This is a genomic window from Pseudomonas sp. P4_D7 (assembly GCF_056401755.1).
In genome coordinates this window covers 167305-194056 of record NZ_JBFUIR010000002.1, presented here as the reverse complement: position 1 = coordinate 194056, position 26752 = coordinate 167305, and the positions used below count along the sequence as shown (strand labels likewise).

Here is a 26752-nt window from a genome sequence, read left to right as displayed (position 1 = left end):
CTTGACCGGTCTCTATGCCTACCCTGCGCTCCTTTTTCGCCGCGGCCCTGCTGGGCCTGAGTCTTACTGTCGGCCCGCTGTACGCCGCCGAACCACCGTCCAGCGACGCCGTGCAGGCCAGCCTCGACAAACTCGCCGACAGCAAACTGCCGGATGCCGATAAAAAGAGCCTGCAGACCGTCCTGCAGAACACGCTCAATCAGCTGAACAACCAGCGTGATTACGAACAGAAGCTGATCGATCTCAAGCAGCAGCTGGCCACCGCGCCCAAGCAAACGATTGAAAACACCCGCGAACTGACACGCCTCAAGGCTACGGCCGTGGTGCCGGTGGCACAGCGTTTTCCCAAAGAGTCGATCCAACAACTGGAGCAGATCCTCACCGATCGCTCGACTCAGCAAAGTGACCTGCAAAAAGCCCTCGCCGACGCTAACAGCCTGATCATCACCGCGCAGACGCGTCCCGAACGCGCGCAAGCGGAGATATCCGCCAGCCAGACGCGCATCCAGCAGATCAACAACATCCTCAAATCCGGCAAGGACGCGGGTAAAACCGTCACCGCCGAGCAGCGCGACCAGTTGAACGCGGAACTGGCGGCGCTGAATGCGCTGATCCCGCTGCGCCGTCAGGAGCTGGCCGGCAACAGCCAGTTGCAGGATCTGGGCAATGCCCAGCATGACTTGCTATCGGAGAAGTCCGACCGCCTCGACCGCGAGATTCAGGAACTGCAAACCCTGATCAACCAGAAACGTCTGGCGCAGTCGCAGGAAACCGTTACCCAACAGTCGATCGAAGCGCAGAAGGCCGGGAGCAGCAGTCTGCTGGCCATCGAAAGCACGGCGAACCTCAAGCTCTCCGACTACCTGCTCAAAAGCACTGACCGCCTCAACGAAGTCACCCAGCAGAATCTGCAGACCAAACAACAGCTCGACAGCCTGACCCAAAGCGATTCAGCGCTGGACGAGCAGATCAGCGTGCTCAAGGGCAGCCTGCTGCTGTCGAAGATTCTCTATAAGCAGAAACAAGCCCTGCCGCGCCTCAAGGTCGACCGCGATCTGGCCGATCAGATCGCCGACATTCGCTTGTGGCAATTCGACGTCAGCCAGCAGCGTGAGCAACTGAGTAATCCCGTCGCCTATGTCGACAACCTGCTATCCACGCAGCCGCCGGAGCAGGTCACGCCGCAATTGCGCAAAAACCTGCTGGACCTGGCCAACACCCGCGCCGATCTGCTGGAGCGGTTGAACCGCGAACTGAGCGCCATGCTCAACGAGTCGATCACCCTGCAGCTCAACCAGAAACAACTGCTGAGCACCGCACAGAGCCTGCGCGCAACGCTGGATGAGCAGATGTTCTGGATCCCCAGCAACAAGCCCTTGGACCTGGAATGGATGCGCGCGGTGCCGGAACGCCTGAAACGTCAGGTCGACACCCTGCCGTGGGCCTCCAGCCTGAGTGAGCTGACAGACGGTCTGATCCAGCGACCGTTGCTGTTCCTGCCACTGGCGCTGTTGATCGGTGCTCTGCTATGGCGGCGCAAGAATCTGTACGCGCGGCTGAACAAGGTTCACCAGGACATCGGTCACTTCAAGCGTGACAGCCAGTGGCACACGCCGCAGGCGATTCTGATCAATATTCTGCTGGCGATGCCGGTCGCGTTGGGCCTGGCCTTGTGTGGTCTGGCGTTGCAGATCGACGCTCGCGGGCAGAACGCCAACATGGGCGCGGCGCTGCTGCAAATGGGCCAGGCATGGCTGGTGTTCTACACCGCTTATCGGATTCTGGCGCCGGGTGGCGTGGCGGAACTGCATTTCCGCTGGGAGAAGCCGCAGGTCGAATTCCTCCAGGGCTGGATCCGTCGTCTGGGTCTGGTGGTCATGGCGCTGGTGACTATTGTCGCCGTGGCCGAACTGCAACCGGCAGCACTGGCAGACGACGTGCTCGGCATGCCGGTGGTGCTGACCTGCTATGCCCTGATGGCCTGGCTGCTCAGTCGCTTGCTGATCAGCAGCCCGGCCCACGAGAACACTTCGCTGTTCCGCAAAGCCGTCGGCGTGATGTTCACCCTGCTGCCGATCGCGTTGTTCGTGGCGGTGTGCTTCGGCTACTACTACACCGCGCTGAAGCTCAGCGACCGGTTGATCAACACCCTGTACCTGCTGATGTTCTGGCTGGTGATCGAAGCCACCTTCGTGCGCGGTCTGAGCGTTGCCGCACGACGTCTGGCCTACCAGCGTGCCCTGGCCAAACGTCAGGCGGCGAAAGAAGCCGGCGATGGCGAAGCGGTGATCGAAGAGCCGACGCTGGACATCGAAAAGGTCAACGAACAATCCCTGCGCCTGATCCGTCTGGCCCTGCTCGGCGGTTTCATCGCCGCGCTGTACTGGGTCTGGTCGGACCTGATTTCGGTGTTCTCGTACCTCGACAACATCACCCTCTACGAGTACACCAGCGGCACCGGCGCCAACATGAGCATGGTGCCAATCAGCATCGGCGACATGCTTGGTGCACTGATCATCATCGGCATCACTTTCGCCCTCGCGCGCAACTTGCCCGGCCTGCTGGAAGTGTTTGTGCTGTCCAAGCTCAATCTGGCCCAGGGCAGTGCCTACGCGACCACGACGCTGCTGTCGTATGTGATCGCCGGTGTCGGTTTCGTCTCGACCCTGTCGACCCTCGGCGTCAGCTGGGACAAGTTGCAATGGCTGGTGGCGGCGCTGTCGGTCGGCCTCGGTTTCGGTATGCAGGAGATTTTTGCGAACTTCATCTCCGGCATCATGATTCTGTTCGAACGCCCAGTGCGGATCGGTGACACCATCACCATCGGCAACCTGTCGGGCACGGTGAGCAAGATCCGCATCCGCGCCACGACCATCACCGACTTCGACCGCAAGGACATCATTGTCCCGAACAAGACGTTCATCACCGGACAACTGATCAACTGGTCGCTGACCGACACCATCACCCGCGTGACGCTGAAACTTGGCGTCGACTACGGCTCCGATCTGGATCTGGTCAAGGAACTGCTGCTCAAGGCTGCCCGCGAGAACCCGCGCGTGCTCAAGGAACCCGAGCCGCACGTGTACTTCCTCAACTTCGGCGAAAGCACCCTCGACCACGAGTTGCGCATGCACGTGCGCGACCTCGGTGACCGCAACCCGGTGCTCGATGAGGTCAACCGCTTCATCAACCGTGAGTTCAAGAAGCAGCACATCAACATCTCGTTCCGCCAGATGGAGGTTTACCTGAAGAACCTTCACGGTCAGGAATACAAGATGGTGCCGATCGAGCCGGAAACCAAAACCATCGTGCCGATCGCCGACGATCAGAAACCGCTGCAAGAGCCACCGCCGGCCAAACTCGACTAACCGGTTTATTCCCAGCAGAATGCTCGGACATTCTGCTGGAGCCGGCCCTTGAAAGCCCTCGACGAACTGACCTTCGACAATCGCTTCGCCCGCCTGGGCGATGCGTTCTCCGCCCATGTGCTGCCCGAACCGATCGATAATCCGCGCCTGGTCGTCGCCAGCCCGGCGGCGCTGGCCTTGCTGGATCTCAACCCGGCGACCGCCGAAACCAACGAATTTGCCGAACTGTTTGGTGGCCACAAGCTGTGGGCCGATGCCGAACCACGGGCGATGGTTTACTCCGGGCATCAGTTCGGTGGCTACACGCCGCAACTGGGTGACGGTCGGGGCTTGCTGCTCGGCGAGGTCTACAACACTGCCGGCGAGCATTGGGACTTGCACCTCAAGGGCGCCGGGCAGACGCCGTTTTCGCGCATGGGTGATGGCCGTGCGGTGCTGCGTTCGTCGATCCGCGAATTCCTTGCTTCCGAAGCGTTGTACGCGTTGAACATTCCTTCATCGCGCGCGGCTTGCGTGATCGGCTCCGACACCCCGGTATGGCGCGAAAAGCAGGAACGCGCAGCGATGGTGCTGCGTCTGGCGCCGAGCCATATCCGCTTCGGCCACTTCGAATACTTCTATTACACCAAGCGCCCCGAGCAGCAGAAGCAGCTTGGCGAACACGTTCTGGCGATGCATTTCCCTGAGTGCCTGGAACAGCCGGAACCGTATCTGGCGATGTTCCGTGAAATCGTCGAGCGCAACGCCGAGCTGATCGCTAAGTGGCAGGCCTACGGCTTCTGCCACGGCGTAATGAACACCGACAACATGTCGATCCTCGGCATCACCTTCGACTTCGGCCCGTTCGCTTTTCTCGACGATTTCGACGCCAACTTCATCTGCAATCACTCGGATGATCAAGGGCGCTACTCGTTCAGCAATCAGGTGCCGGTTGGCCAGTGGAACCTCAGCGCGCTGGCGCAGGCACTGACGCCGTTCATCAGCGTCGAAGCCCTGCGCGAAACCCTCGGCCTGTACTTGCCGCTGTTTCAGGCGCATTACCTCGACCTGATGCGCCGCCGTTTAGGCTTCACCACAGCTGAAGATGACGACCAAACACTGCTGGAAAATCTGCTGCAACTGATGCAGAACAGCGGCGTTGATTACACGCTGTTTTTCCGCCGACTCGGTGAAGAGTCCGCCGTAGAAGCCATTGCCCGTTTGCGCGACGATTTCGTCGACATCAAGGGTTTTGATGCCTGGGGTGAACGCTACGTCGCCCGGGTTGCCCGCGATGGCGATGCTGATCAAACGCAGCGCCAAGCGCGGATGCATGCGGTCAATCCGCTATACATCCTGCGCAACTATCTGGCGCAAAAAGCCATTGATGCGGCAGAGCAAGGGGATTACTCGGAGGTACGCCGGTTGCATGCGGTGCTGAGCAAACCGTTTGAGGAGCAGCCGGGGATGGAGGCTTATGCCGAGCGGCCACCGGAGTGGGGCAAGCATTTGGAGATCAGTTGTTCTTCCTGAGTGCCAGCGCCTCATCTTGATAAACAGTTCGTACGGCTCCAGATAAGTCGTACGAAACGCTGAACGCCAACGAGCCGAATATGACTGACCCACTCCTCATCCCCTGCCCCTCCTGCAACGGCCTCAACCGCATCCCTGCCGAGCGCCTTGCGGATCAACCCAAGTGCGGACGCTGCAAATCCGCCGTGCTGCTGAACAAACCCTTCGAACTCAAGCAAGGCGATTACGCCAGCCAGATCAAGGGTGATCTGCCGTTGCTGGTGGATGTCTGGGCGCAATGGTGTGGGCCGTGCAAGTCGTTTGCGCCGGTGTTCGAGCAGGCGGCGGCGCAGCTGGCCGGCAAGTGCCGCTTGGCCAAGCTTGATAGCGAGGCCAATCAACAGTTGTCGGCGCAGTTGGGGATTCGCTCGATTCCGAGTCTGATTCTGTTCAAGAACGGCCGGGAAGTGGCGCGGCAGAGTGGTGCGTTGCCGTTGCCGCAGTTGATGGCGTGGCTGCGTAGCCAAGGGATCTGACACACCCCACCCCCCCTGTGGGAGCGAGCTTGCTCGCGAAAGCGGTGGATCAGTTAACGAAGATGTCTACTGAACTGACGCATTCGCGAGCAAGCTCGCTCCCACAGGTGTTCATGGATAGCTCAAGGGATCAGTGATCTTCGAGCAAGTTGTGCAGTTCGACGAATTGCTGGGTCAGCTTGTGCCGGGGATCGAGGTGGATCAGCGGCATGCTGGCCTGATGCGATTCGCGCATGCGCACCGAACTGGTCAGGTACACCGGCAGCACCGGTAGACCTTCGGCAATCAGCTCATCGAGGATCTGCTGTGGCAGGCTCGCCCGGGCCTGGAACTGGTTGACCACAATGCCTTCGACTTCCAGGCCTTCGTTGTGGTCGTCCTTCAACTCCTCGATCTCCGCGATCAGCCCGTACAGCGCCTGACGGGAAAAGCTGTCGCAATCGAAAGGGATCAGCACGCGATCGGCAGCAATCAACGCCGATACTGCATAAAAATTCAGCGCCGGCGGCGTATCAAGGTAAATCCGGTCGTAATCCTCGGACAGCTCATCGAGCAACTTCCGTAGCTTGTTGATCTTGTGTTTGGCCTCAAGCTTGGGCTGCAGGTCGGCCAGCTCCGCCGTGGCGGTGATGATGTGGAGGTTGTCGAACGGGGTTTCGTAGATGTCCGCCTGATTCTTCTTCGAGAACGGCCCGGAAGACAGGGTCTGCTTGAAGAAGTCGGCAATACCCATCGGAATGTCGTCGCCGGTGAGCCCGGTCAGATACTGAGTGGAGTTGGCCTGGGCATCGAGATCGACCAACAGCGTGCGATAACCCTCACTGGCGCTGACCGCCGCCAGATTGCAGGCAATGCTGGACTTGCCTACCCCACCTTTCTGATTGAACACCACGCGCCGCATGACAAAACCTCCGTGTATCAAAGAATGACCGAGTGTAGATGCGCGTGACCTCGCTTCGCTACCTTCATGGACATGGACTACAGAGTCAGGTGCAAATATCCGCGGACAGATAGCGCAATTACCGCCATTGATCGCCGCGATCCCCGACAGACAAGCCGCTGACAATCTGGATAATGGCCAAGTGACAGTTTTCTTGCGAACCACTCGGTACATTTCGTTGCGCAAAATGTAACCAGCATTTGCTACACACTCGTCGCACCGGGATAATGCGCGCCACCCGGCGCCAAGCGCCACGTCAAGCCTGCTGCGGTTTTGGCGACCAAACGCGTCAACAAAAGCCCGCAGGGGCGGGATGAATGTCCGTGATCAACTTCAACATCGCCCAATGGCGCGCGTGGGCCCCTGGCCTCGACAGCGTGGACGCCTGGCAGGCCTGGAGCCGACAACCGGTCGTACTCCAGCGCAGTGATGCCGCGCCCGATGTGTCGTTTTTGCCGGCCATGCAGCGCCGCCGCCTCAGTCGTCTGGCACGCATGGCGTTCAGCGTTGGCTGGCCCCTGGCCGACGGGCGGGACAGCCTGCCGCTGGTGTTCGTCTCGCGCCACGGTGAAACCCCACGGACTTACGACATCCTCAGTGATCTGGCGACCGAACAGCCGCTGTCGCCGACCCAGTTCAGCCTGTCCGTGCACAACGCGATCATCGGTCTGTGGTCGATCATGCGTGGCGAAACCAGTGAAATGACTGCCCTCGCCGCAGCCGGCGACGGACTTGAGCACGGCATGCTCGAAGCAGCGGCGCTGCTCAATGAAGGCGCCCCGGCGGTGTTGCTGGTGATCACCGAAGAACAACCACCCGAAGCCTATTCAGCGTGGATCGACGATGTACCGTTTCCCTACGCGCTCGGTCTTTTGCTCACCCCCGGTACCGACTGGCGGCTGACCCTGAACAGCGTCACAGAAACACGGTCAAAAGCGCACTGGCCCCACGCGCTCAATCTGTTGCAAAACCTGCTCGGCCAGCAAACCCATTGCCAACATGCCTGGAAAAATCGTGTATGGACCTGGCAACGCAACCCGTGACCGAAAAAAACCGCGATGCCTATTACTGGCGCCTGCTGGCCACCGCCGCAAGCTTCGCCCTGTTCGGGCTTGGCGGGCTGTGCCTGCGTGTGCTGGTGTTTCCGCTGCTGGCTTGCCTGCCCGGTGACGCCGTTGTGCATCGCCAGCGCGCGCGGCAGACCGTCAGCCGGCTGTTCTGGTTTTTCGTCCGGTTCATGGCCCGCACCGGTGTGCTGACCTATGACATTCAGGGCGCCGAGCGTCTCGGTCGCCCCGGGCAGATGATCATCGCCAACCACCCGTCGCTGATCGACGTGGTGTTCCTCATCGGTCTGGTGCGCCACGCCAATTGCGTGGTGAAGAAAAGCCTGTGGGAAAACCCCTTCACCCGTGGCCCGTTGCGCCGCACCGAATACATCAGTAATGACGGCAGCATGGACATGCTCGATGCCGCCGCCCAATCCCTGCAAAACGGCCAGACCCTGATCATCTTTCCCGAAGGCACGCGCACCCAGCCGGGCCAGGCGCCGGCCTTTCATCGGGGCGCTGCGGCGATTGCCCTGCGCGGTGCGAAAATCCTTACGCCAGTGATTATCAAGGTCAGCCCGACCACATTGACCAAAGCCGAACCGTGGTACCGGATCCCCAGCCGCCGTGTGCACTTCAGTTTTCGCGTCGGGGCCGATATAGACCCACAAGCCTTCGCCGCGCAAGGCCCTGCACCGCAAGCCTCGCGCAAGCTCAACGATTATTTGCACTCATATTTCATTAAGGAGCTCGCCGAAGATGAGCGATCTGAACACCCCTAGCCTGGTGCGTGACATCAAACTGCTGATCATCGACGCCCTCGGCCTCGAAGACATCAGCGTCGACGACATCGAAGACGAGCAAACACTGTTCGGCGAAGGCCTGGGCCTGGATTCCGTCGACGCGCTGGAACTGGGTCTGGCCATCCAGAAAAAATACGGCATCAAGATCGACGCCGACGCCAAAGACACCCGTAACCATTTCACCAACGTGGCCAGCCTTGCGGCGTTCGTCACGGCAAAACAGGCAGCTTGAGACCGGACCATGCAAACTCGTGACGATATTTTCAACACCCTGCGCGATGCCTTGGTCGAGCTGTTCGAACTGGATCCGGCCCGTGTGAGCCTGGACTCCAACCTGTATCAGGATCTGGAAATCGACAGCATCGACGCGGTCGATCTGATCGATCACATCAAACGCCAGACCGGCAAGAAAATCGCCGCCGAAGAATTCAAATCGGTGCGCACCGTCGGCGACGTGGTCGAGGCGGTCTACCGTCTGGTTCAACCGGCCGCATGAGCCGATTGATCGGCCTGGGCCTGCTGCTGGCCGGTCTGCTGTACCCCTTTGCGGTGTATTTCGGCATGGAGCATTTTGCCCCGTGGCAGTTCGGTCTGCTGCTGGGCAGCCTTTGGCTGGCGCGGGCACTGACTGGCGAGCGCAAACCCGGCAGCCTGTGGATGGCCTGTGTGGCGATCGCCTTTTGCCTGCTGCTGGCGCTGTTCGACAGTCCGCTGTTGCTGCGTTGGTACCCGGTGCTGATCAGCGGCTTCATGCTGGTGCTGTTCAGCCTGAGCCTGAAATACGGCCCGCCGATGGTCGAGCGCCTGGCGCGCTTGCGTGAGCCAGAGCTGCCGGACATCGCGATCCGCTATACACGCAAGGTCACCGTGGCCTGGAGCGTGTTTTTCTTCTGCAACGGTTTATGCGCCGCCCTGCTGACCCTGTGGGCGCCGCTGAATTGGTGGATGTTGTACACCGGCCTGATCTCCTATGGATTGATCGGCCTGATGTTTGCCATTGAATGGCTGATACGACAACGGGTAAGAGGCCGTACATGAACTGGATAAAACTTGAGCAGTTGTTGCTCAAGCCTGTGCCGGCGCGGGCCATCAGCCACGCACCGGCCCTCGAACATGCGCAACTGTGCGAGCAGGCGCTGAGCGTTGCCGCCGGCCTGCAAGCTCAGGGCGTGAAGCGCCTGGCTGTGCACCTGGAAGATGCTGCCGAACTGGCCATCGCCTTGCTGGGTGCATGGCGTGCAGGCGTGAGTGTTCTGCTGCCCTCGGACCTGCAAGCGCAAACCCGCCAGCGCTGGTCGGCTGAGGTCGATCTGTGGCTGACGGATCAAACCGATGACGCGCAACTGAGCGACGTTCAGCAGCCGCCGCTAGCCGGCGCCGCACTGGACCTCGACCAGTGCCGTCTGAGCCTGTGCACGTCCGGCTCCAGCGGCGAGCCCAAGCGCATCGACAAAACCCTGCGCCAACTGGCCAACGAGGTCGAAGCACTGGAACAGTTGTGGGGCGCGGATCTCGGTGAGGCCTGCATCATCGGCAGCGTCGCCACCCAGCATATTTACGGTTTGCTGTTTCGCGTGCTGTGGCCGCTGTGTGCCGGGCGCCCGTTTGTGCGCAAGCAACTGGCGTTCCCCGAAGACTTGCAGCGTGCCAGCCGCAAATATCCAGCCTTTGCGTGGGTGGCCAGCCCGGCGTTGCTCAAACGCATGGGCGACAACCTCGACTGGCCGGCCCTGAGCGCCGTGCGCCGGGTGTTTTCCTCCGGCGGTGCGTTGCCGGTCGAAGCTGCGCAAAGTCTGCAGCAACGCTTGCAGCAATGGCCGACGGAAATCCTCGGCAGCTCGGAAACCGGCGGCATTGCCTGGCGTCAGGGCCAACTACTGTGGCAACCGTTCGCCGGTGTCCAACTGAGCCAGGACAGCGACGGCGCCCTGCTGATCGCCTCACCTTACTTGCCTGCCGGACACGTCGAGCACACCGCTGACGCCGCGCGCATCGGCATCGATGGCCGCTTCGAACTGCTCGGACGGCTGGACCGGATCGTCAAACTGGAAGAAAAACGCATCTCGCTGCCCATGCTTGAGCAAGCCTTGGTTGTCCACGACTGGGCCGCCGAAGCGCGCTTGGGCGTGGTCCAGGAAAATCGCGCCTCTCTCGGTGCTCTACTGGTGCTCAGCGAGGCCGGCCTGTTTGCCTTGCGTGAGCACGGTCGCCGCAGCCTGACCGAAACCCTGCGCCAGCATTTGCGCCAACACTGTGAAGCCCTGGCTTTACCGCGACGTTGGCGACTGGTGCGGCAATTACCGTTGAACAGCCAAGGCAAGCTGCCTCAGGCCGATATCGAAGCGCTGCTGATGGCGCCGCGAGCGAAAGCGCCCGAAGTGCTGGAACAAGTCGAGACCACTGGCGAGTGGAGCCTGCAACTGAGCGTGCCCCCGGACCTGGCCTACTTCAGCGGCCACTTCCCCAAAGCCCCGGTCCTGCCCGGCGTGGTGCAGGTGGAATGGGCACTGAACCTCGGTCGCCAACTGCTCAATCTGACCGGTCCGTTTGCCGGGATGGAAGTGCTGAAGTTCCAGCAATTGGTGCGGCCTGGGGATGAAATTCAGCTGCACCTGCGCTTTGATCCGGAGCGCGGCAAATTGTATTTCGCTTATCGCAATGACACGGCGACCTGTTCCAGTGGGCGGATTCTTTTGGGTGTAGAGCATGGTTGACCTTGGTGAGTGCTGCGCACTCAATCGCGAGCAGGCTCACTCCTACAGGGATCGCGGTCTTCCAGTGGAGAAAACGTATGCATAACCCTTGCGCCGTGATCCCGGTTTATAACCACGAAACTGCGATCGGCACCGTGGTCGAGGCTCTGCTCGCGCAAAGCCTGCCGTGCATTCTGGTGGACGACGCCAGCACGCCATCTTGCGCCAGAGTGCTCGACGCACTGGCCGAGCGCGACAACGTGCATCTGGTACGCCTGACCGCGAATCAGGGCAAGGGCGGCGCGGTGATGACCGGTTTGCGCGAAGCCTCGTTATTGGGTTTCAGCCATGCGCTGCAGGTCGATGCCGACGGCCAGCACGACTTGCACGATGTGGAGCGTTTTGTCGCCGAGTCTCGCGCTCATCCCGAGGCGATGATCTGCGGTTATCCGCTGTTCGACGAAAGCGTGCCGAAAGGTCGTTTGTACGCGCGCTACCTGACCCACGTGATGGTCTGGATCAACACGCTGTCGCTGCAGATCCGCGATTCAATGTGTGGTTTCCGCGTCTATCCGCTGGCCCCGACGCTGGCGGTGATCGATTCGGCGAAAGTCGGCAAGCGCATGGATTTCGACTCGGACATTCTCGTGCGCCTGTCGTGGCGCAATCAGCCGATGCGCTGGCTGCAAACCAGCGTGCATTATCCGCTGGACGGTGTGTCGCACTTCCGTCTGTTCCATGACAACGCACTGATTTCCAGCATGCACACGCGGCTGTTTCTCGGCATGTTGCTGCGCTTCCCGGTGATCCTCTGGCGGCGGTGGCGCGCATGAGCGGTGAAGCCGACAAGCAGCACTGGGCCGACCGCGAAGAACGCGGCAGCTTTCTGTTGATGAAATTCACCGCGTTCGCCGCCAAGGTCCTTGGCCGACGCCTGCTCAGTCCGTTGCTGTACGGCATCGTCCTGTACTTTTTCCTCTTCGGCCGCACCGCACGGCGCAGCGCCTGGCAATATCAGCAGCGTTTGGCGGCGTGGAGTCAGCGCGAAGATTTACACCCCACTCATTGGCGGGTGTTCGGTCAGTTCATGGCATTCGCCGATTCGATGCTCGACAAGCTCGACGTGTGGAACGGCAAGCTGCGCATCGAACAGATCGAAATCATCGACCCGGCCCTGCTGCGCAATCAGCTGCGCGGCAGTCGCGGACAACTGCTGGTCGGCGCGCACCTGGGCAATCTGGAAGTCTGTCGCGCACTGGCGGAAATCGGCGAAAAGGTCACCATGAACGTGCTGGTGCACACCAAGCACGCCGAACAATTCAACCGTTTGCTGGGTGAGGCTGGGGCGACCAATCTGCGCCTGATTCAAGTCAGCGAACTGGACCCGGTGATCATGCTGCAACTGCACGAACGCCTGGAGCGCGGTGAGTGGCTGGCGATTGCCGGCGACCGCGTCCCCCTGCATGGCGGGCGCAGCGTAACCGTGGACTTTCTCGGCCATCCGGCGCCGTTCCCGCAAGGCCCGTGGCTGCTCGCCGGCCTGCTCAAATGCCCGGTCAATCTGCTGATGTGCCTCAAGCAACCGGACGGTCACTATCGCCTGACTCTCGAGCCCTTCGCCGACGCCGTGGTGTGGAAGCGCAGCGAGCGCGAGCAGGTCATTCATCAGTGGGCCACCCGCTATGCGCAGCGCCTGAGTCACTATTGCCTCGAAGCGCCGCAACAATGGTTCAACTTTTACCCTTTCTGGAAGACCGATGACGACGCCAACCCATGAGCCGGTAACCTTCGGCGAACGCCCTTTGCGCATCGAAGACGTGCTGGCCCTGGCCAACCGTCAGGCGCCCGTGCAGTTGCAGAGCGACGCCGACTATCGCGAGCGCATCGCCAAGGGCGCGCGGTTCCTCGATTCGCTGCTGGACAAGGAAGGCGTGATCTACGGCGTAACCACCGGTTACGGCGACTCCTGCGTGGTCGCGGTGCCGCTGCATCACGTAGAGGCGCTGCCGCGTCACCTCTACACCTTCCACGGTTGCGGGCTGGGTAAACTGCTCGACGCGCAAGCCACCCGCGCGGTGTTGGCGGCGCGTTTGCAGTCGTTGTGTCACGGCGTCTCCGGGGTGCGCGTGGAATTGCTGGAGCGTCTGCACGCGTTCCTCGAATACGACATCCTGCCGCTGATCCCTGAAGAAGGCTCGGTCGGCGCCAGCGGTGATCTGACGCCGCTGTCCTACGTCGCCGCAACGCTGTCCGGTGAACGTGAAGTAATGTTCCGTAGCGAACGTCGCCAGTCTGCCGATGTGCATCGTGAACTCGGCTGGACACCGCTGGTGCTGCGCCCGAAAGAAGCGCTGGCGCTGATGAACGGCACCGCCGTAATGACCGGTCTCGCCTGCCTCGCTTTCGCCCGTGCCGACTATCTGTTGCAACTGGCCACGCGCATCACCGCGCTCAATGTGGTCGCGCTGCAAGGCAATCCGGAGCACTTCGACGAACGTCTGTTCGCCGCCAAACCACATCCAGGGCAAATGCAGGTCGCCGCGTGGCTGCGCAAGGATCTGGCGATCGACGCGCCGACCGCGCCGCTGCATCGCCTGCAGGATCGCTACTCGCTGCGCTGCGCCCCGCACGTGCTCGGCGTATTGGCCGATAGCCTGAACTGGCTGCGTTCATTCATCGAAACCGAACTGAACAGCGCCAACGACAACCCGATCATCGACGCCGAAGCCGAGCGCGTGCTGCACGGTGGGCACTTCTACGGCGGGCATATCGCGTTCGCCATGGACAGCCTGAAAAATCTGGTGGCCAACGTCGCCGATCTGCTCGATCGGCAACTCGCCTTGCTGGTGGATGAGCGTTACAACCACGGTCTGCCGAGCAACCTCTCCGGTGCTCCGGCGGATCGCGCCATGATCAATCATGGCTTCAAAGCCGTGCAGATCGGCACCAGCGCCTGGACCGCCGAAGCATTGAAAAACACCATGCCGGCCAGCGTGTTCTCGCGCTCCACCGAGTGCCACAACCAGGACAAAGTCAGCATGGGCACCATCGCCGCCCGCGATGCGATCCGTGTGCTGGAGCTGACCGAGCAAGTCGCCGCCGCCACCCTGCTCGCCGCCAACCAAGGCGTGTGGCTGCGCGCTCAGGCCGAAGACGCGCGACCGTTGCCGCCATCGCTGGCGGCGATGCACGTAGAACTGGCCAAGGATTTCCCGCCGGTGATCGAAGACCGCGCCCTGGAAGGCGAGCTGCGTCTGTGCCTGCAACGCATCGCCGCTCAACACTGGAGGCTGCATGCGTAGCGCCGGAGTGCTTCACGCCGACACGGAAATCCTCGTACCGTTTTTCGACGTCGACACCATGCACGTCGTCTGGCACGGCCATTACGTCAAATACCTCGAAGTGGCGCGTTGCGCGCTGCTCGACAAGATCGGCCACAACTACACGCACATGGTCGAGGCCGGTTATGCCTGGCCGATCATCGACCTGCAACTGCGCTACGTGCGTGGCGCGGTGTTCGGTCAGCGCCTGAATGTGCGCGCCAGTCTGGTCGAATGGGAAAACCGTCTGAAGATCAATTACCTGATCACCGACCTGCACAGCGGCGAACGCCTCACCCGTGCCAGCTCGGTGCAAGTGGCAGTGGAAGTCAGCAGCCGCGAGATGCAACTGGCTTCGCCGAAGGTCTTCACCGATGCCGTGGAAAGGATGCTGCGATGAATGCTTTTGTTAAAGGCTTGAGTGTACTGGCGCTACTGGTGATGTCCTCTCTGGCCAACGCCTTCGACCTGCAACAACTGAGCGAGCAACTGGCGAAACCGGACGTGATCCACGGTCAGTTCATTCAGGAAAAACACCTGCGTGCATTACCGCAGCCGCTGATCAGCAAGGGCAGTTTTGTTCTGGCGAAAAACCACGGCCTGCTCTGGCTGCTGAAGACCCCGCTGCACCAGGACTACCGCATCACCGCCAAGGGCATCGCCCGGCGTGACGGCAACGGCTGGCAACTGCTGCCGAACAAGAGCGCCGGGGCCGAGCAGAACCGCTTGTTCCTCGCCGTGCTGCAAGGCGACAGCAGTGGCCTGCAGCGCGATTTCGAACTGGCCCTGAGCGGCGATGCACAGCAGTGGAAACTCACGCTGACCCCGCGCTCGCTGCTGCTCAAGCAAGTGTTCAACCAGATCAATATCGACGGCGGCACGCTGGTGCAAACCATCGAACTGCTGGAAACCCAGGGCGACAGCACCGTGCTGCGCATGCAGGACAGCACCGCCGGGCAACCGTTGAACGACGCGGAGCAACATGACTTTGCCGAGTGAACGCAGGCTGCCCTGGCTGTTTCTGATTCTGCTGCTGGCGGTCGTCGCTCTGGCCGGTTGGCAGTGGCGTGACGGTGCGCCATTGTCGGCGAACCTGATGGAACTGGTGCCCGGCACCCACCCCGATGCCCTCGAACAGCGCGCCGAGCAGCGCATGCAGGAACCGCTCAACCGCGAAATGCTGGTGCTGGTCGGCCACGCCGATCGCCAGCACGCGGTGGCCATGGCGCAGACGCTGGGCGAGCAATGGCAGGCCAGCGGTCTGTTCGAGAAAGTGCAGTGGAACCTGCAGGCGGATCTGCCAGCGCTGCGCACGCAACTGCTGCAAGGGCGACTGGCGATGCTCTCGGCGGATGACCGGCAACTGCTGATCGAACACCCCGACGCATTCATTCAACAACGCGTGCAGGCCCTGTTCGATCCGTTCAGCGGTTTCAGTCTGGTGCCGAGTCAGGATGACTGGCTGGGCCTGACCGGGCGCATTCAGAACAGCCAGCCGCAGCACGGTTCGGTGCAACTGGACATCGGCAGCGGCGCGTTGATTGCCGATGCGGACGGCAAGAGCTGGGTGCTGCTGCGTGCACGCACCACCGGCAATGCTTTCGATATGAACTTGCCGCTGCAAGTCGCGGCACTGCTGCAAGCCAGCCGCGAGCAGGCGGCGAAATCCGACGTGCAATTGCTGGCCGCCAGCGGCTTGCTCTACGCGGCCAACGGTCAGCAGCAAGCCACGCGCGAAATGACCTGGGTCGGTGGTGGTGCGACGGTCGGCATTCTCTTGCTGCTGTTGCTCGCTTTCCGCCGCTGGCGCGTGTTGCTGGCTTTCGTGCCGGTGCTGGTCGGCATGTTGTTCGGCGCGGTGGCGTGTGTGGCGCTGTTCGGCCATATGCACGTGATGACGCTGGTGCTCGGCTCCAGCCTGATCGGCGTGGCCGTGGATTACCCACTGCACTATTTGTCGAAGAGCTGGAGCCTGAAGCCTTGGCGCAGTTGGCCGGCGTTGCGTTTGACGCTGTCCGGGCTGACCCTGAGCCTGATCACCAGCGCCATCGGTTATCTGGCACTGGCGTGGACGCCGTTCCCGGCGCTGACGCAAATCGCGGTGTTCTCCGCCGCTGGCTTGCTCGGTGCCTATTTGTCGGCGGTGTGCCTGTTGCCGGCGTTGCTGAAAAACGTCGAACTGCGCCCCGCGCAATGGCCGCTGCAGCTGGCCGAGCGCATGGTTGCGCTGCGTGAAAAACTGCTCGAGCACGTGCGCACGCCGGTGTTGCTGGCGCTGCTGATCGCCTTCTGCGTAGGCGGTCTAGTACAACTGCAAAGCAAGAATGACATTCGCCAATGGGTCGGCGCACCGCAACAGCTGACCGACGAAGCGCAGACCATCGCGCGCATCACCGGCTATCAGCCGACCAGCCAGTTTTTCCTCGTGCGCGCCGACAATCAGCAGCAATTGCTCGAGCGTCAGGCCGCGCTGAGCGAGCGTCTGCAGCAACTGGTCAACCTCGACAAGCTGCAAGGCTATCTGGCCCTCGATCAACTGCTCAGCCCGCCGAACCAGCAAGAACAGGTACGTCAGGCGCTGAACAAACTGCCGCAATACTGGCAGCCACTGCTCGACCTCGGCGTGCCGCTCGCCGCGCTGCAAACCGAACTACAGCAATTGCAGACCGTGCCCGCCGAAGACATCGACGCGGCTCTGGCCGGCCCGCTCGGCGAACCTTATCGCACGCTCTGGCTCGGCCCCAGCGAAGACGGCGTAGCGGCAATGACCAGCCTGCAAGGCCTGAACAACCCGGCACTGTTGCGCGTGCAGGCGCTGGATTTGCCGGGGGTGACGCTGGTCGATCGCCTCGGTGAGTTGAACGAGGTATTCGCCGCGACGCAGATCAGCGCCGCTGAACTGAAACTCGCTTCCTGCGCGTTGATCGTGCTGGTGCTGATGCTGCCGTTCGGTCTCGGCGGTGCGTTGCGCATCGTTGCCCTGCCGTTGCTCGCCGCGTTGTGCAGCCTCGCCAGTCTCGGCTGGCTCGGTCAGCCGCTGACCCTGTTCAGCCTGTTCGGCCTGCTGCTGGTCACAGCGATCAGCGTCGACTACGCGATTCTCATGCGCGAACAGGTCGGCGGTGCGGCGGTGAGCCTGCTCGGTACCTTGCTGGCCGCTGTGACGACATGGTTGTCGTTCGGTTTGCTGGCGGTTTCCAGCACCCCGGCGGTGAGCAACTTCGGGCTGTCGGTGAGCCTCGGTCTGGCGTTCAGTTTCCTGCTCGCACCGTGGGCCGGGCGCCACGAACACACGGCAGCCGTCGCGGAGCCAGCGGCATGATGGTCGCCGCTTTCTGGCTGCTGGCCCTGGCGTTGTTCGCTGTGGCCACGCGCATCGGGCGCCACTTCGGCCTGATCCCGATCGTCAGCCAATTGCTGCTGGCGAGCTTCGGCTTGCCGCTGCTGATGTACTTCTGGATCGAGCCGGGCTGGCAGCTCAGCGGCGCGCAACTGATTGCGCCTGACCGGCTGAAAAACCTCTACAGCCTGAGTTTTGCCCTACTGCTCGGGCATATCCTCAGTGATGTGATCGATCTGAAACTCGATCGCCAGAGCGTGAAAATCGCCGTGCCGAGTTTCCTCGTGCCGTTTGCCTGTGGCCTGGCCGCTGCCTATTGGCTGCTGCCGGCGCAACCGTGGCTCAACTCGCTGGCCATCGGTCTGGTGTTCGCGATTACCGCGATCCCGGTGCTGTACCTGTATCTGCGCCACATCGATTATCCGCCCGCCGCCACTCGCCGGTTGGTGCAGACCGCGATCCTCATCGATCTGACCTGCTGGACGCTGTTCGGCCTCGCCCAGGGCAGCCTGCATCTGAGCAGTCTGCTGCTGCCGCTGGCTCTCGCCCTGGTGCCGTTACTGTTGCATCTGTTGCGTGCGCGTCGACCGCTGACCTATAGCCTCGGTTTCTTTGCGCTGTTGGTAATGGCCGAGCACTACAAACTCAACGCACTGATCTTCGGCATCGGCTACCTGCTATGCATGGCCGCGCTGAAAGTGCCGTTGGTACTGCCATTGCCGGCGCGCTGGATGAGCCGTTTGCAGACGTGGCTGGCGATCCCGCTGATTCTGACGTTCGGCATCGTCCAGATCGACGTGCACAGTGCGCTCTCCAGCCTTGGTCCGCTGCAATGGGCGGCGCTGCTGCTGTTGCCGATTGCCAGTAAACTGCTCGGCAACTGGCTCGGCCTCGGCTGGGCCGGCGCCTCGTTCGAAGGCGCCAGCCGCTGGCGCGAAAGTGTGCTGCTGAATATTCGCGGCCTGAGCGAAATCGTCTTTCTCAATCTGCTCTTGCAACAACAGCTCATCACCCCGGCGCTGTACTTCGCGCTGATGCTGATGGGCCTGATCGCGACGCTGCTACCGGCCCTGATCGGCCTGCATCGCGCGCCATTGAATCTGCAACATCCTTTGCCCCGGAGCTCACGTGCCAATCGTTGAAATGGAATCCCGTCAGGTCGTGATCATCGGCGCCGGTCCGTCCGGCGCCATCGCCGCCGCGCTGCTCAAGCGCAAGGGCCACGATGTACTGGTGATCGAGCGCCAGCACTTTCCGCGCTTTTCGATCGGTGAAAGCCTGCTCAGCCATTGTCTGGATTTCGTCGAAGAAGCCGGCATGCTCGACGCCGTCAATGCCGCCGGATTCCAGCGCAAGACCGGCGCCGCGTTCGCCTGGGGCGAGCGTTACAGCGCCTTCGATTTCGGTGACACCTTTACCGGCGGCAAACCGACCACGTTTCAGGTGCAGCGCGCCGATTTTGACAAACTGCTGGCTGATCAGGCGGCGCTGCAAGGCGCGGAAATCCGCTACGGTGACGCCATCGTCAGCGTCGATTTCGAGCGGACGAAACCGCAGCTGAATGTACGTCGCGAGAACGGCGGCGACTATCGCGTCGAAGCGGATTTCGTCCTTGATGCCAGCGGCTACGGTCGTGTGCTGTCGCGACTGCTGGATCTGGAAGCGCCGTCGAACTTCCCGGTGCGCCAAGCGGTGTTCACCCACGTCGAAGATCACATCGACAACCCGGCGTTCGACCGCGAGAAAATCCTCGTCACCACCCATCCAGAGCATCGCGATGTCTGGTTCTGGACGATCCCGTTCAGTAATGGACGCTGCTCGGTGGGCGTGGTCGCCGCCGAGGAACATTTCAAGGGTCGCGACAGCGATCTGGATGCCTGTCTGCGCAGCTTCATCGCCGAAACCCCGAGCCTCGCCGGCGTTCTGAACAATGCTGTGTGGGACACCCCTGCACGCACGCTCGGCGGTTACGCCGCCAACGTGAAAACCCTGCACGGGCCGGGCTTTGCCTTGCTCGGCAACGCGGCAGAATTTCTCGACCCGGTGTTCTCCTCCGGCGTGACCATCGCCATGCGCTCGGCGAGCATGGCCGCAGCGGTGCTGCACCGTCAGTTGCAAGGTGAAACGGTCGACTGGCAAGGCGAATTTGCCGAGCCACTCAAGCGCGGCGTCGACACCTTTCGCTGCTACGTCGAGGGCTGGTACGCCGGCACCTTTCAGGACGTGATTTTTTATGAAGACAGTCAGGCGGAAATCCGTCGGATGATCTGTTCGATCCTCGCCGGCTACGCCTGGGATGAGCGCAACCCGTTCGTCAGCGAAGCGCGTCGCCGCTTGAAGATGATTTCCGAACTCTGTGCAAAGGACGCCACATGAACTACTTGAGCGACAGCTACGTCGAGGAAACCCGCTTCGGTTTCTGGTTCCTGCGCAGCCACACCTGGCAGCACCACGTCTTGCGCGTGGCGATCAATGATTTGCGTGGTTTGTTTAGTGACGCTCTGCCGGAAAGCCCGGTGCTGCTGGATGCTGGTTGCGGACAGGGCAAGTCGTTCGCTCATCTGCACCAGACCTTTGCGCCACAGCGCCTGATCGGCGTTGATGCCGACCCGCACAGCCTTGAATTGAGCGGCGCAGAAGCGGCGCGTCTGGATCTGGAGGTGGAACTGATCGGCAGTGACTGCGCGACGCTCAATGTGGCGGACGCCAGTGTTGATCTGCTGTTCTGTCATCAGACTTTCCATCATCTGGTCGAGCAGGAAAAAGCCCTCGCCGAGTTTTATCGAGTGCTGAAACCGGGTGGCTATCTGCTGTTCGCCGAGTCCACCGAGGCTTACATTGATACGTGGGTGATCCGCTGGCTGTTCCGTCATCCGATGCACGTGCAAAAGAGTGCGGCGCAGTATCTGCAGATGATTCGCGGGCAGGGTTTCGAATTTGGCGAGGGCAATGTTTCCTACCCGTATTTGTGGTGGAGCCGGTCGAAAGATTTTGGCTTGCTGGAACGGTTCGGGTTGCGCAAGCCGAAGCCGTTTGGCGAGCGCGAAGAGACGTTGGTCAACGTTGTCGCGCGTAAACCGCTGGCAGAGGTTTCCTGATGTACACAAATCCTTGTAGGAGTGAGCCTGCTCGCGATAGCGGTGGGTCAGCCCCGCCTCACTCCTACAGTGACCGCTGTGTTGCGACTGGTGATGGTCGGCGCAATATTTCTGTTAAGTGCCTGCGCCAGCCAGGCGCCGTTGCCTGCGGGCAATCCAACACTCCCGCTGCCTCTGCAACTGCACATCGAACGCCAACAAGCCGAACAACGCCAGGACTGGCTGCTGGTGATCCAGCGCGAAGGCCCGGGTATCCGCTGGTCGATGATGGACCCGCTGGGCATTCCCCAAGCGCGGCAGCAACTGATCGACGGCCACTGGCAGGCCGATGGGCTGCTGCCACCGAACCCGGAAGCCCGAGAGCTGTTTGCCGCGCTGTTGTTCGCCCTGACCCCGTCCGGCGAGCTGCTGCGCAATTACCCCGCCGCACTGCAACAGGGCCAGCAACGCGCCCTGCCGGCGCGCTGGGATATCCGTTATTCACAACCGTTGAGCTTCGAATTGAACCTGCCTCAAGGCCCGCACTACCGCGTTTCTCCGTTGGGTGAACCGACGCCATGACCGCTTACCTGAATGCCCTCGGCGTGATCTGCGCGCTGGGCCGCGACAAACAAGCCGTCGCGCGCAAGCTGTTCGCCGGCGACTGCTCAGGCATGCGCCGCGAGTCCGGCTGGGTGGCGGAGCGTGAGTTGCCCGTCGCGGCCGTCCAGGGCGAACTGGCGCCGATCCCGGCAGAACTCGCCGATCAGCGCAGCCGCAACAATCAGCTGCTGCTGGAAGCGGCGTTGCAGATTCGCGATGACATTGATCAAGCGATCCAGACCTACGGCCGCGACCGCATTGGTGTCGTGCTCGGCACCAGCACCTCGGGCATCGACGAGGCCAGTCGAGGTCTGGCGCACTACATCCGCGAGCAGCAGTTCCCGGCGGAATACGATTATCGTCAACAGGAACTCGGCTCCCCGGCCAACTTCCTCGCCGACTGGCTGCAACTGAGCGGCCCGGCCTATGTGATTTCCACCGCTTGCACTTCCAGCGCCCGTGCCTTGATGAGCGCTCAGCGTTTGCTCGATCTGGGCCTGTGCGACGCGGTGCTGTGTGGCGGCGTCGACAGCCTGTGCAAACTGACCCTCAACGGTTTCTCGTCACTTGAAGCGATGTCCGACGAGCGCTGCAATCCGTTCTCGGCCAACCGCAGCGGCATCAATATCGGCGAAGCGGCGGTGCTGTTTGTCATGAGCAAACAACAGGGCAAAGGCCCGGCCATTGCCTTGCTCGGCGCCGGCGCCAGCTCCGACGCCCATCATATTTCTGCCCCTGAACCGACCGGGCGCGGCGCCCTGCAAGCGATGCAGAAAGCCTTGAGCCGCGCTCATCTGCAAGCAGCGCAGATCAACTACCTGAACCTGCACGGCACCGCTACCCAACACAACGACGCCATGGAAAGCCTGGCGGTTGCCGCGCTGTTTCCCGAAGGCGTCGCGTGCTCGTCGACCAAACCGATGACCGGCCACACCCTCGGTGCGGCCGGCGCACTGGAAGCAGCGTTTTGCTGGTTGAGCCTGAGCACCGACAACCCCGACCACGCCTTGCCGCCACACGTCTGGGACGCTCAGCCCGATCCTGCGCTGCCACCGCTGAAGTGGGTGACCGCGAGCGAGCGCCTGACGTCCATTGCACCCCGCTACCTGATGAGCAACTCGTTTGCCTTCGGCGGCAACAACGTCAGCCTGATTATCGGAGACGCCCCATGATCCCCTGGCCGCTCGCAGAACTGCTGCCCCATGCGGGCGACATGATTCTGATCGACAGCATCACAAGTTTTGACGATGAGCAGATCTACACCCGTCTCACGGTCCAGCCTGATGGCCTGTTCAACCTGCCCGACGGCAGCCTGCCGGCCTGGGTCGGCATCGAACTGATGGCGCAGAGCGTCGCCGCATTTGCCGGTTGCCACGCGCGGCAGAAAGGCAATCCGGTGGAGCTGGGCTTTCTGCTCGGTACGCGCAAGTTCGAGTGCAACGTCGAAGCGTTTCCCGCCGGCAGCGAACTGACCATCCATGGTCTGCGTTCGCTGGAAGATGACAACGGCATGGGCGTCTTCGAATGCCATATCAACGGCGCCGGCATTCACGCCAGCGCACGCCTGAACGTGTTCCGTCCGCCTCAGGTCAATCAATATCTGCAACAGACACAGGAGTCGAACGATGACTGAATCCGTACTGGTCACCGGCTCCAGCCGTGGCATCGGCCGCGCCATTGCCTTGCGCCTCGCAAAGGCCGGGTACGACATCGTCCTGCACTGCCGCAGCGGCGTAGCCGAAGCGCAAGGCGTTCACGCAGAAATCGAAGCACTGGGGCGCAAGGCGCGCATCCTGCAATTCGACGTTGCCGATCGCGAAACCTGCAAAACCATTCTGGAAGCCGACGTCGAAAGCCACGGCGCCTATTACGGCGTAGTGTTGAATGCCGGGCTGACCCGCGATGGCGCATTTCCAGCTCTGAGTGACGACGATTGGGACGTGGTGTTGCGCACTAACCTCGACGGTTTCTACAACGTCCTGCACCCGGTGATGATGCCGATGATCCGCCGCCGTGCCGCTGGTCGTATTGTCTGCATCACCTCGGTGTCGGGGCTGATCGGCAACCGTGGCCAGGTCAACTACAGCGCCTCCAAGGCCGGCGTGATTGGCGCGGCAAAGGCGTTGGCGATCGAGCTGGGCAAGCGCAAAATCACCGTTAACTGCGTCGCACCGGGCCTGATCGACACGGCGATGCTGGATGAAAACGTGCCGGTGGAAGAGTTGATGAAGATGATCCCCGCGCAACGCATGGGCACCCCGGAAGAGGTGGCCAGTGCGGTGAATTTCCTGATGTCGGCGGAAGCCTCGTACATCACCCGCCAGGTGCTGGCGGTCAACGGAGGCTTGTGCTGATGAAGCGCGTCGTCGTCACCGGCATGGCCGGCATCACCTCGCTGGGCAGCGACTGGCAGACCATCGCCGGCAACTTTGCGGCCAATCGCAGCGGCATCCGCCGGATGGACGAGTGGGATCGTTTCAGCGAACTCAACACGCGCCTGGCCGGGCCGATCGATGACTTTGCAGTGCCTGCGCACTGGACGCGCAAGCAACTGCGCAGCATGGGCCGGGTGTCGCGGCTGGCGGTTCGTGCGGCAGAAAACGCCCTGGCTGACGCTGGTCTGCTCGGCGATGAGTCGATCAAGGATGGGCGCATGGGCGTCGCTTGTGGTTCGTCCACCGGCAGCACCGACGAGATCAAAGCGTTCGGCAACATGCTGCTCAACTCGGTGGCCGAAGGCCTCAACGCCAACTCCTACGTGCGGATGATGCCGCACACTACCGCCGCCAACATCAGCATCTTCTTTGGTCTCACCGGGCGGCTGATCCCGACGTCCAGCGCGTGCACCAGCGGCAGCCAGGGCATCGGTTACGCCTACGAGGCGATCAAATTCGGCCGCCTGCCGTTGATGCTCGCCGGCGGCGCCGAAGAGCTGTGCCCGACCGAAGCCATGGTCTTCGACGCGCTCTACGCCACCAGCCTGAAAAACGATGCGCCGCAGACCAGTCCACGCCCGTACGACAAGGGCCGCGATGGCCTGGTGATCGGTGAAGGCGGCGGCATGCTGGTCCTTGAAGAGCTGGAACATGCTCTGGCGCGCGGTGCGCATATCCACGCCGAGATCGTCGGTTTCGGTAGCAACGCCGACGGCCAGCACACCACACGCCCGGAACAAGTGACCATGCGCCGTGCCATGGAACTGGCGCTGGAAGACGCCGGCCTGACGCCGGAGGCCATTGGCTATGTAAATGGCCACGGCACCGCTACAGAACAGGGCGACATTGCCGAAACACTGGCGACCAGCAGTTTGTTCGGTGAACGCATGCCGATCAGCTCGCAGAAGAGTTTCCTCGGCCACACCCTCGGCGCCTGCGGTGCGCTGGAGTCGTGGTTCAGCATCGAGATGATGAACCGCGACCTGTACGTGCACACGTTCAACCTCGACGAGGTCGATCCGCACTGCGGCAAACTCGATTACCTGCGCGGCGAATTCCGCCAGATGCATCACGACTATGTGATGAACAACAATTTCGCTTTTGGTGGCGTCAACACCTCGTTGATTTTCCGCCGCTGGCACTGACCGCAACACGTTTGGAGTGAAGGGAATGACTCAGTTTCACCGCATCGCCGCTCTGTTGGCACTGGCTTTTGTGCTCGGCGGTTGCACCAGCAAACCGGTCTACAACGCCAAGGAAGAGTTCTCGCCCAACCTCGGCTTCACCCAGCAACAGATGAGCCGCGCCATCGTCACGGCGCTGAACGACCGCCAGTGGGTCGTGCAATCGGTGCGTCCGGGCATGATCAAAGCAGCGATCACCGTGCGCGGTCGCCATCACGCCGAAGTCGACATCCCGTTCACCCCGACTTCGTTTGAAATCGACTACCGCAGCAGCTACGGCCTCGATGCCAAGGACGGCAAGATCCACGGCAACTACAACCGCTGGGTCAATCGCCTGCGCGACAACGTGCTCAAAGAGCTGTCGATCAACCCGGACATCGAAGCCGTCAACAGCTTGGGCATCATCAAACAGGGCGCCGACGAGCCGACTTACCTGAGCTTCCGCGAAGGCGTTAAACGCGCCACCGACGCCGGCCTGCTCGACGGCAGCGTGAAGTTCTATCTGGCCGGCGAAACGCTGCCAAAACAGGTGCGCAAACTCGACACCGTGAGCAGCAGCCGCAAGACCAACGGCTCGAACAAATCCGACGAAGACGCCTGCTTCTGGGCCTTGCAATCGGCCTTGGCCACCCTGCAAAACGCCGCAAAAAAAGCCGACGCCAATGCGGTGATCAACATCGCCAGCGTCGACCAGCGCGACCTGTACAAAGACACCGAAAAATTCCAGTGCCGTGCCGGGCTGGTGGTGTCGAGCGTGGCGCTGCGCGGGGATTTGGCGCACGTGGATTGATGGGATTGTAGAAACGACAAAGGGCGCCATTCGGCGCCCTTTCACAAACAGGTTGGCTTGTCATCGCCAATTACCTGTCTGGCTCTGCGATGGCTGGTCACCCAGGATCCTCAGAGTCTCACAAGCCCCTTGCGGGAACATTTTGGGGCGTTGCCCAACATCCTGAGGCGGGCACGGGCAATCGTCCCATGCACTTTGGCGATGAACCGAAGATCTCCCCCTGCTTCATCCAGGCAAATCTCAAGATAGGTCACCAAGTCCTCTTCAGTTTTCAAATAATCGATTGAGTCCCAGTTCGTGAATTTTTCGATCATGTTTTTTCTTGATGATTTCTGGCGTTAAGAAAATTAACGTCCTTAGGTTATTCACACAAGGCACTCACTTCTGAAGTTTTCGTAGGGAATGCACTGACCTTGTGTAGTCCAGATCGCAATCACCTCAAATCCGCGATCAAGCGAAGATAAATTTTCTCGCCACAAGGGCACCATTCGGCGCCCTGCTCATTTCAGCTCTACACTCGTCCGGACAGGCCGTCGCACCGCGCCTGATGGAACGGCGAGCCTATCAGCCCTGCACTCGCGGTTCTCTTTCACCGTCAAGGAGATGACCATGCAAGTGAAAGCCCTGATCGCCGCTGCGCTTCTCGCGCTACTGCCCAGCGCCAGCCAAGCCACCAACCTGATGTACATGCCCTTCGAAACCGTGCTGTCGGACGCGATTCGCGCCGGACGGCTGGATGGCAGTGTGAAGTTCTATTTGCTCGGCAATGGGCCGCAGGGCACTCAGCAGTTACTGCGCCGGGGGGTGGTCAGTGATTTGAAGACCAATGGGTTCAACAAGAGCGACCACAACTCCTGCGAGTGGGTGTTGCAGTCGAATCTGATCAAGCTGCAGGCCGATGCCAAGCGGGTCGGGGCGAATGCAGTGGTCAATATCGTCAGTTACTACGACCAGCATGTGCGCAAGGACTTGAATACCTACGAGTGCCGGGCGGGGATTTTTGTCACGCGGGTGGCGTTGAAGGGGGATTTGGTGCGGTTGCCATGAACATTGTGTTGATTGAGCGGACGTCTTCGCGAGCAGGCTCGCTCCCACCTTGGAATGCGTTCCCCTGTGGGAGTGA

At 61.5% G+C, this 26752-nt stretch carries 27 protein-coding genes; 25 read left to right on the top strand and 2 right to left on the bottom strand.

Translation table 11 applies throughout. From position 1 onward, the window contains the following. The first annotated feature begins 14 nt into the window (after positions 1–14). From mscK to trxC, 3 genes are all read left to right on the top strand, one after another. Positions 15–3368: a mechanosensitive channel MscK gene (gene mscK, locus AC1DVF_RS02270; protein ID WP_477781936.1), complete on the top strand. Its 3354-nt coding sequence runs from the start codon at positions 15–17 to the stop codon at positions 3366–3368. Between the two features lie 48 nt (positions 3369–3416). Beyond that, a complete protein-coding gene (gene selO / locus AC1DVF_RS02265; protein ID WP_116255751.1) occupies positions 3417–4880 on the top strand; it encodes a protein adenylyltransferase SelO in 1464 nt (487 codons plus the stop codon). A gap of 80 nt (positions 4881–4960) precedes the next feature. Next, positions 4961–5395: a thioredoxin TrxC gene (gene trxC, locus AC1DVF_RS02260; protein ID WP_099757797.1), complete on the top strand. Its 435-nt coding sequence runs from the start codon at positions 4961–4963 to the stop codon at positions 5393–5395. Positions 5396–5525: 130 nt separating this feature from the next. Here trxC and AC1DVF_RS02255 read toward each other — a convergent pair whose 3' ends face one another. After that, positions 5526–6296 carry a ParA family protein gene (locus tag AC1DVF_RS02255; protein WP_034152927.1) on the bottom strand — a complete coding sequence of 257 codons (771 nt, stop codon included), beginning with the start codon at positions 6294–6296 and terminating at the stop codon, positions 5526–5528. A 356-nt stretch (positions 6297–6652) separates the two neighbouring features. On the opposite strand from AC1DVF_RS02255, the gene AC1DVF_RS02250 reads away from it, so the two are divergent. The 21 genes from AC1DVF_RS02250 to AC1DVF_RS02150 all read left to right on the top strand — a co-directional run bounded on the left by AC1DVF_RS02250 (position 6653) and on the right by AC1DVF_RS02150 (position 25629). Then, positions 6653–7378 carry a beta-ketoacyl synthase chain length factor gene (locus AC1DVF_RS02250; protein ID WP_093430106.1) on the top strand — a complete coding sequence of 242 codons (726 nt, stop codon included), beginning with the start codon at positions 6653–6655 and terminating at the stop codon, positions 7376–7378. Further along, positions 7354–8166, top strand: a complete 813-nt coding sequence (locus AC1DVF_RS02245; RefSeq protein WP_477781935.1) for a lysophospholipid acyltransferase family protein — start codon at positions 7354–7356, stop codon at positions 8164–8166. The genes AC1DVF_RS02250 and AC1DVF_RS02245 overlap by 25 nt, the downstream gene beginning before the upstream one ends. Beyond that, positions 8144–8419 (top strand): phosphopantetheine-binding protein, encoded by a 276-nt coding sequence (locus AC1DVF_RS02240; RefSeq protein ID WP_093430104.1) that lies wholly within the window; start codon positions 8144–8146, stop codon positions 8417–8419. Before AC1DVF_RS02245 ends, AC1DVF_RS02240 begins: the two co-directional genes overlap by 23 nt. Positions 8420–8428: 9 nt before the next feature. Beyond that, positions 8429–8683: an acyl carrier protein gene (locus tag AC1DVF_RS02235; RefSeq protein WP_064388843.1), complete on the top strand. Its 255-nt coding sequence runs from the start codon at positions 8429–8431 to the stop codon at positions 8681–8683. Then, a complete protein-coding gene (locus AC1DVF_RS02230; RefSeq protein ID WP_093430103.1) occupies positions 8680–9225 on the top strand; it encodes a COG4648 family protein in 546 nt (181 codons plus the stop codon). The genes AC1DVF_RS02235 and AC1DVF_RS02230 overlap by 4 nt, the downstream gene beginning before the upstream one ends. After that, a complete protein-coding gene (locus AC1DVF_RS02225; protein ID WP_477781934.1) occupies positions 9222–10901 on the top strand; it encodes an ApeI family dehydratase in 1680 nt (559 codons plus the stop codon). The genes AC1DVF_RS02230 and AC1DVF_RS02225 overlap by 4 nt, the downstream gene beginning before the upstream one ends. A gap of 77 nt (positions 10902–10978) precedes the next feature. Next, a complete protein-coding gene (locus AC1DVF_RS02220; RefSeq protein ID WP_116255747.1) occupies positions 10979–11713 on the top strand; it encodes a glycosyltransferase family 2 protein in 735 nt (244 codons plus the stop codon). Further along, positions 11710–12657, top strand: coding sequence for an LpxL/LpxP family acyltransferase (locus AC1DVF_RS02215; protein WP_093430100.1), 948 nt, complete (start codon positions 11710–11712; stop codon positions 12655–12657). The genes AC1DVF_RS02220 and AC1DVF_RS02215 overlap by 4 nt, the downstream gene beginning before the upstream one ends. Next, positions 12638–14182 carry an HAL/PAL/TAL family ammonia-lyase gene (locus AC1DVF_RS02210; RefSeq protein ID WP_186621263.1) on the top strand — a complete coding sequence of 515 codons (1545 nt, stop codon included), beginning with the start codon at positions 12638–12640 and terminating at the stop codon, positions 14180–14182. Before AC1DVF_RS02215 ends, AC1DVF_RS02210 begins: the two co-directional genes overlap by 20 nt. Continuing rightward, positions 14175–14600, top strand: coding sequence for an acyl-CoA thioesterase (locus AC1DVF_RS02205; protein ID WP_095047227.1), 426 nt, complete (start codon positions 14175–14177; stop codon positions 14598–14600). Before AC1DVF_RS02210 ends, AC1DVF_RS02205 begins: the two co-directional genes overlap by 8 nt. After that, the gene (locus AC1DVF_RS02200) at positions 14597–15199 is read left to right on the top strand and encodes an outer membrane lipoprotein carrier protein LolA (protein ID WP_477781933.1); all 603 of its coding nucleotides are present in this window, start codon (positions 14597–14599) and stop codon (positions 15197–15199) included. Before AC1DVF_RS02205 ends, AC1DVF_RS02200 begins: the two co-directional genes overlap by 4 nt. Further along, on the top strand, positions 15183–17522 hold the full coding sequence (locus tag AC1DVF_RS02195) for an MMPL family transporter (RefSeq protein WP_460130616.1): 2340 nt from the start codon (positions 15183–15185) through the stop codon (positions 17520–17522). The genes AC1DVF_RS02200 and AC1DVF_RS02195 overlap by 17 nt, the downstream gene beginning before the upstream one ends. Beyond that, the gene (locus tag AC1DVF_RS02190) at positions 17519–18682 is read left to right on the top strand and encodes a cation:proton antiporter (RefSeq protein ID WP_477781932.1); all 1164 of its coding nucleotides are present in this window, start codon (positions 17519–17521) and stop codon (positions 18680–18682) included. The genes AC1DVF_RS02195 and AC1DVF_RS02190 overlap by 4 nt, the downstream gene beginning before the upstream one ends. Further along, entirely contained in the window at positions 18669–19916 is a 1248-nt protein-coding gene (locus AC1DVF_RS02185; RefSeq protein ID WP_477781931.1) for an NAD(P)/FAD-dependent oxidoreductase, read from the top strand. Before AC1DVF_RS02190 ends, AC1DVF_RS02185 begins: the two co-directional genes overlap by 14 nt. Continuing rightward, complete coding sequence (locus AC1DVF_RS02180; protein ID WP_477781930.1) at positions 19913–20638, top strand: class I SAM-dependent methyltransferase; 726 nt, start codon at positions 19913–19915, stop codon at positions 20636–20638. The genes AC1DVF_RS02185 and AC1DVF_RS02180 overlap by 4 nt, the downstream gene beginning before the upstream one ends. 93 nt (positions 20639–20731) lie before the next feature. Beyond that, a complete protein-coding gene (locus tag AC1DVF_RS02175) occupies positions 20732–21199 on the top strand; it encodes a hypothetical protein (RefSeq protein WP_437182483.1) in 468 nt (155 codons plus the stop codon). Then, the gene (locus AC1DVF_RS02170; protein ID WP_477781929.1) at positions 21196–22392 is read left to right on the top strand and encodes a beta-ketoacyl-[acyl-carrier-protein] synthase family protein; all 1197 of its coding nucleotides are present in this window, start codon (positions 21196–21198) and stop codon (positions 22390–22392) included. Before AC1DVF_RS02175 ends, AC1DVF_RS02170 begins: the two co-directional genes overlap by 4 nt. Next, positions 22389–22853 carry a hotdog family protein gene (locus AC1DVF_RS02165; protein WP_257356868.1) on the top strand — a complete coding sequence of 155 codons (465 nt, stop codon included), beginning with the start codon at positions 22389–22391 and terminating at the stop codon, positions 22851–22853. Before AC1DVF_RS02170 ends, AC1DVF_RS02165 begins: the two co-directional genes overlap by 4 nt. After that, positions 22846–23574, top strand: a complete 729-nt coding sequence (gene fabG, locus AC1DVF_RS02160) for a 3-oxoacyl-ACP reductase FabG (protein WP_099757785.1) — start codon at positions 22846–22848, stop codon at positions 23572–23574. The genes AC1DVF_RS02165 and fabG overlap by 8 nt, the downstream gene beginning before the upstream one ends. After that, positions 23574–24800, top strand: coding sequence for a beta-ketoacyl-ACP synthase (locus AC1DVF_RS02155; protein ID WP_477781928.1), 1227 nt, complete (start codon positions 23574–23576; stop codon positions 24798–24800). Before fabG ends, AC1DVF_RS02155 begins: the two co-directional genes overlap by 1 nt. A 25-nt stretch (positions 24801–24825) precedes the next feature. Then, on the top strand, positions 24826–25629 hold the full coding sequence (locus AC1DVF_RS02150) for a hypothetical protein (RefSeq protein ID WP_093430088.1): 804 nt from the start codon (positions 24826–24828) through the stop codon (positions 25627–25629). Between the two features lie 110 nt (positions 25630–25739). Here AC1DVF_RS02150 and AC1DVF_RS02145 read toward each other — a convergent pair whose 3' ends face one another. Further along, positions 25740–25943 carry a helix-turn-helix domain-containing transcriptional regulator gene (locus AC1DVF_RS02145; protein WP_093430087.1) on the bottom strand — a complete coding sequence of 68 codons (204 nt, stop codon included), beginning with the start codon at positions 25941–25943 and terminating at the stop codon, positions 25740–25742. Positions 25944–26238: 295 nt separating this feature from the next. Here AC1DVF_RS02145 and AC1DVF_RS02140 point away from each other — a divergent pair, with 295 nt between their 5' ends. Next, positions 26239–26676 (top strand): excinuclease, encoded by a 438-nt coding sequence (locus AC1DVF_RS02140; RefSeq protein WP_093430086.1) that lies wholly within the window; start codon positions 26239–26241, stop codon positions 26674–26676. Positions 26677–26752 lie beyond the last annotated feature (76 nt).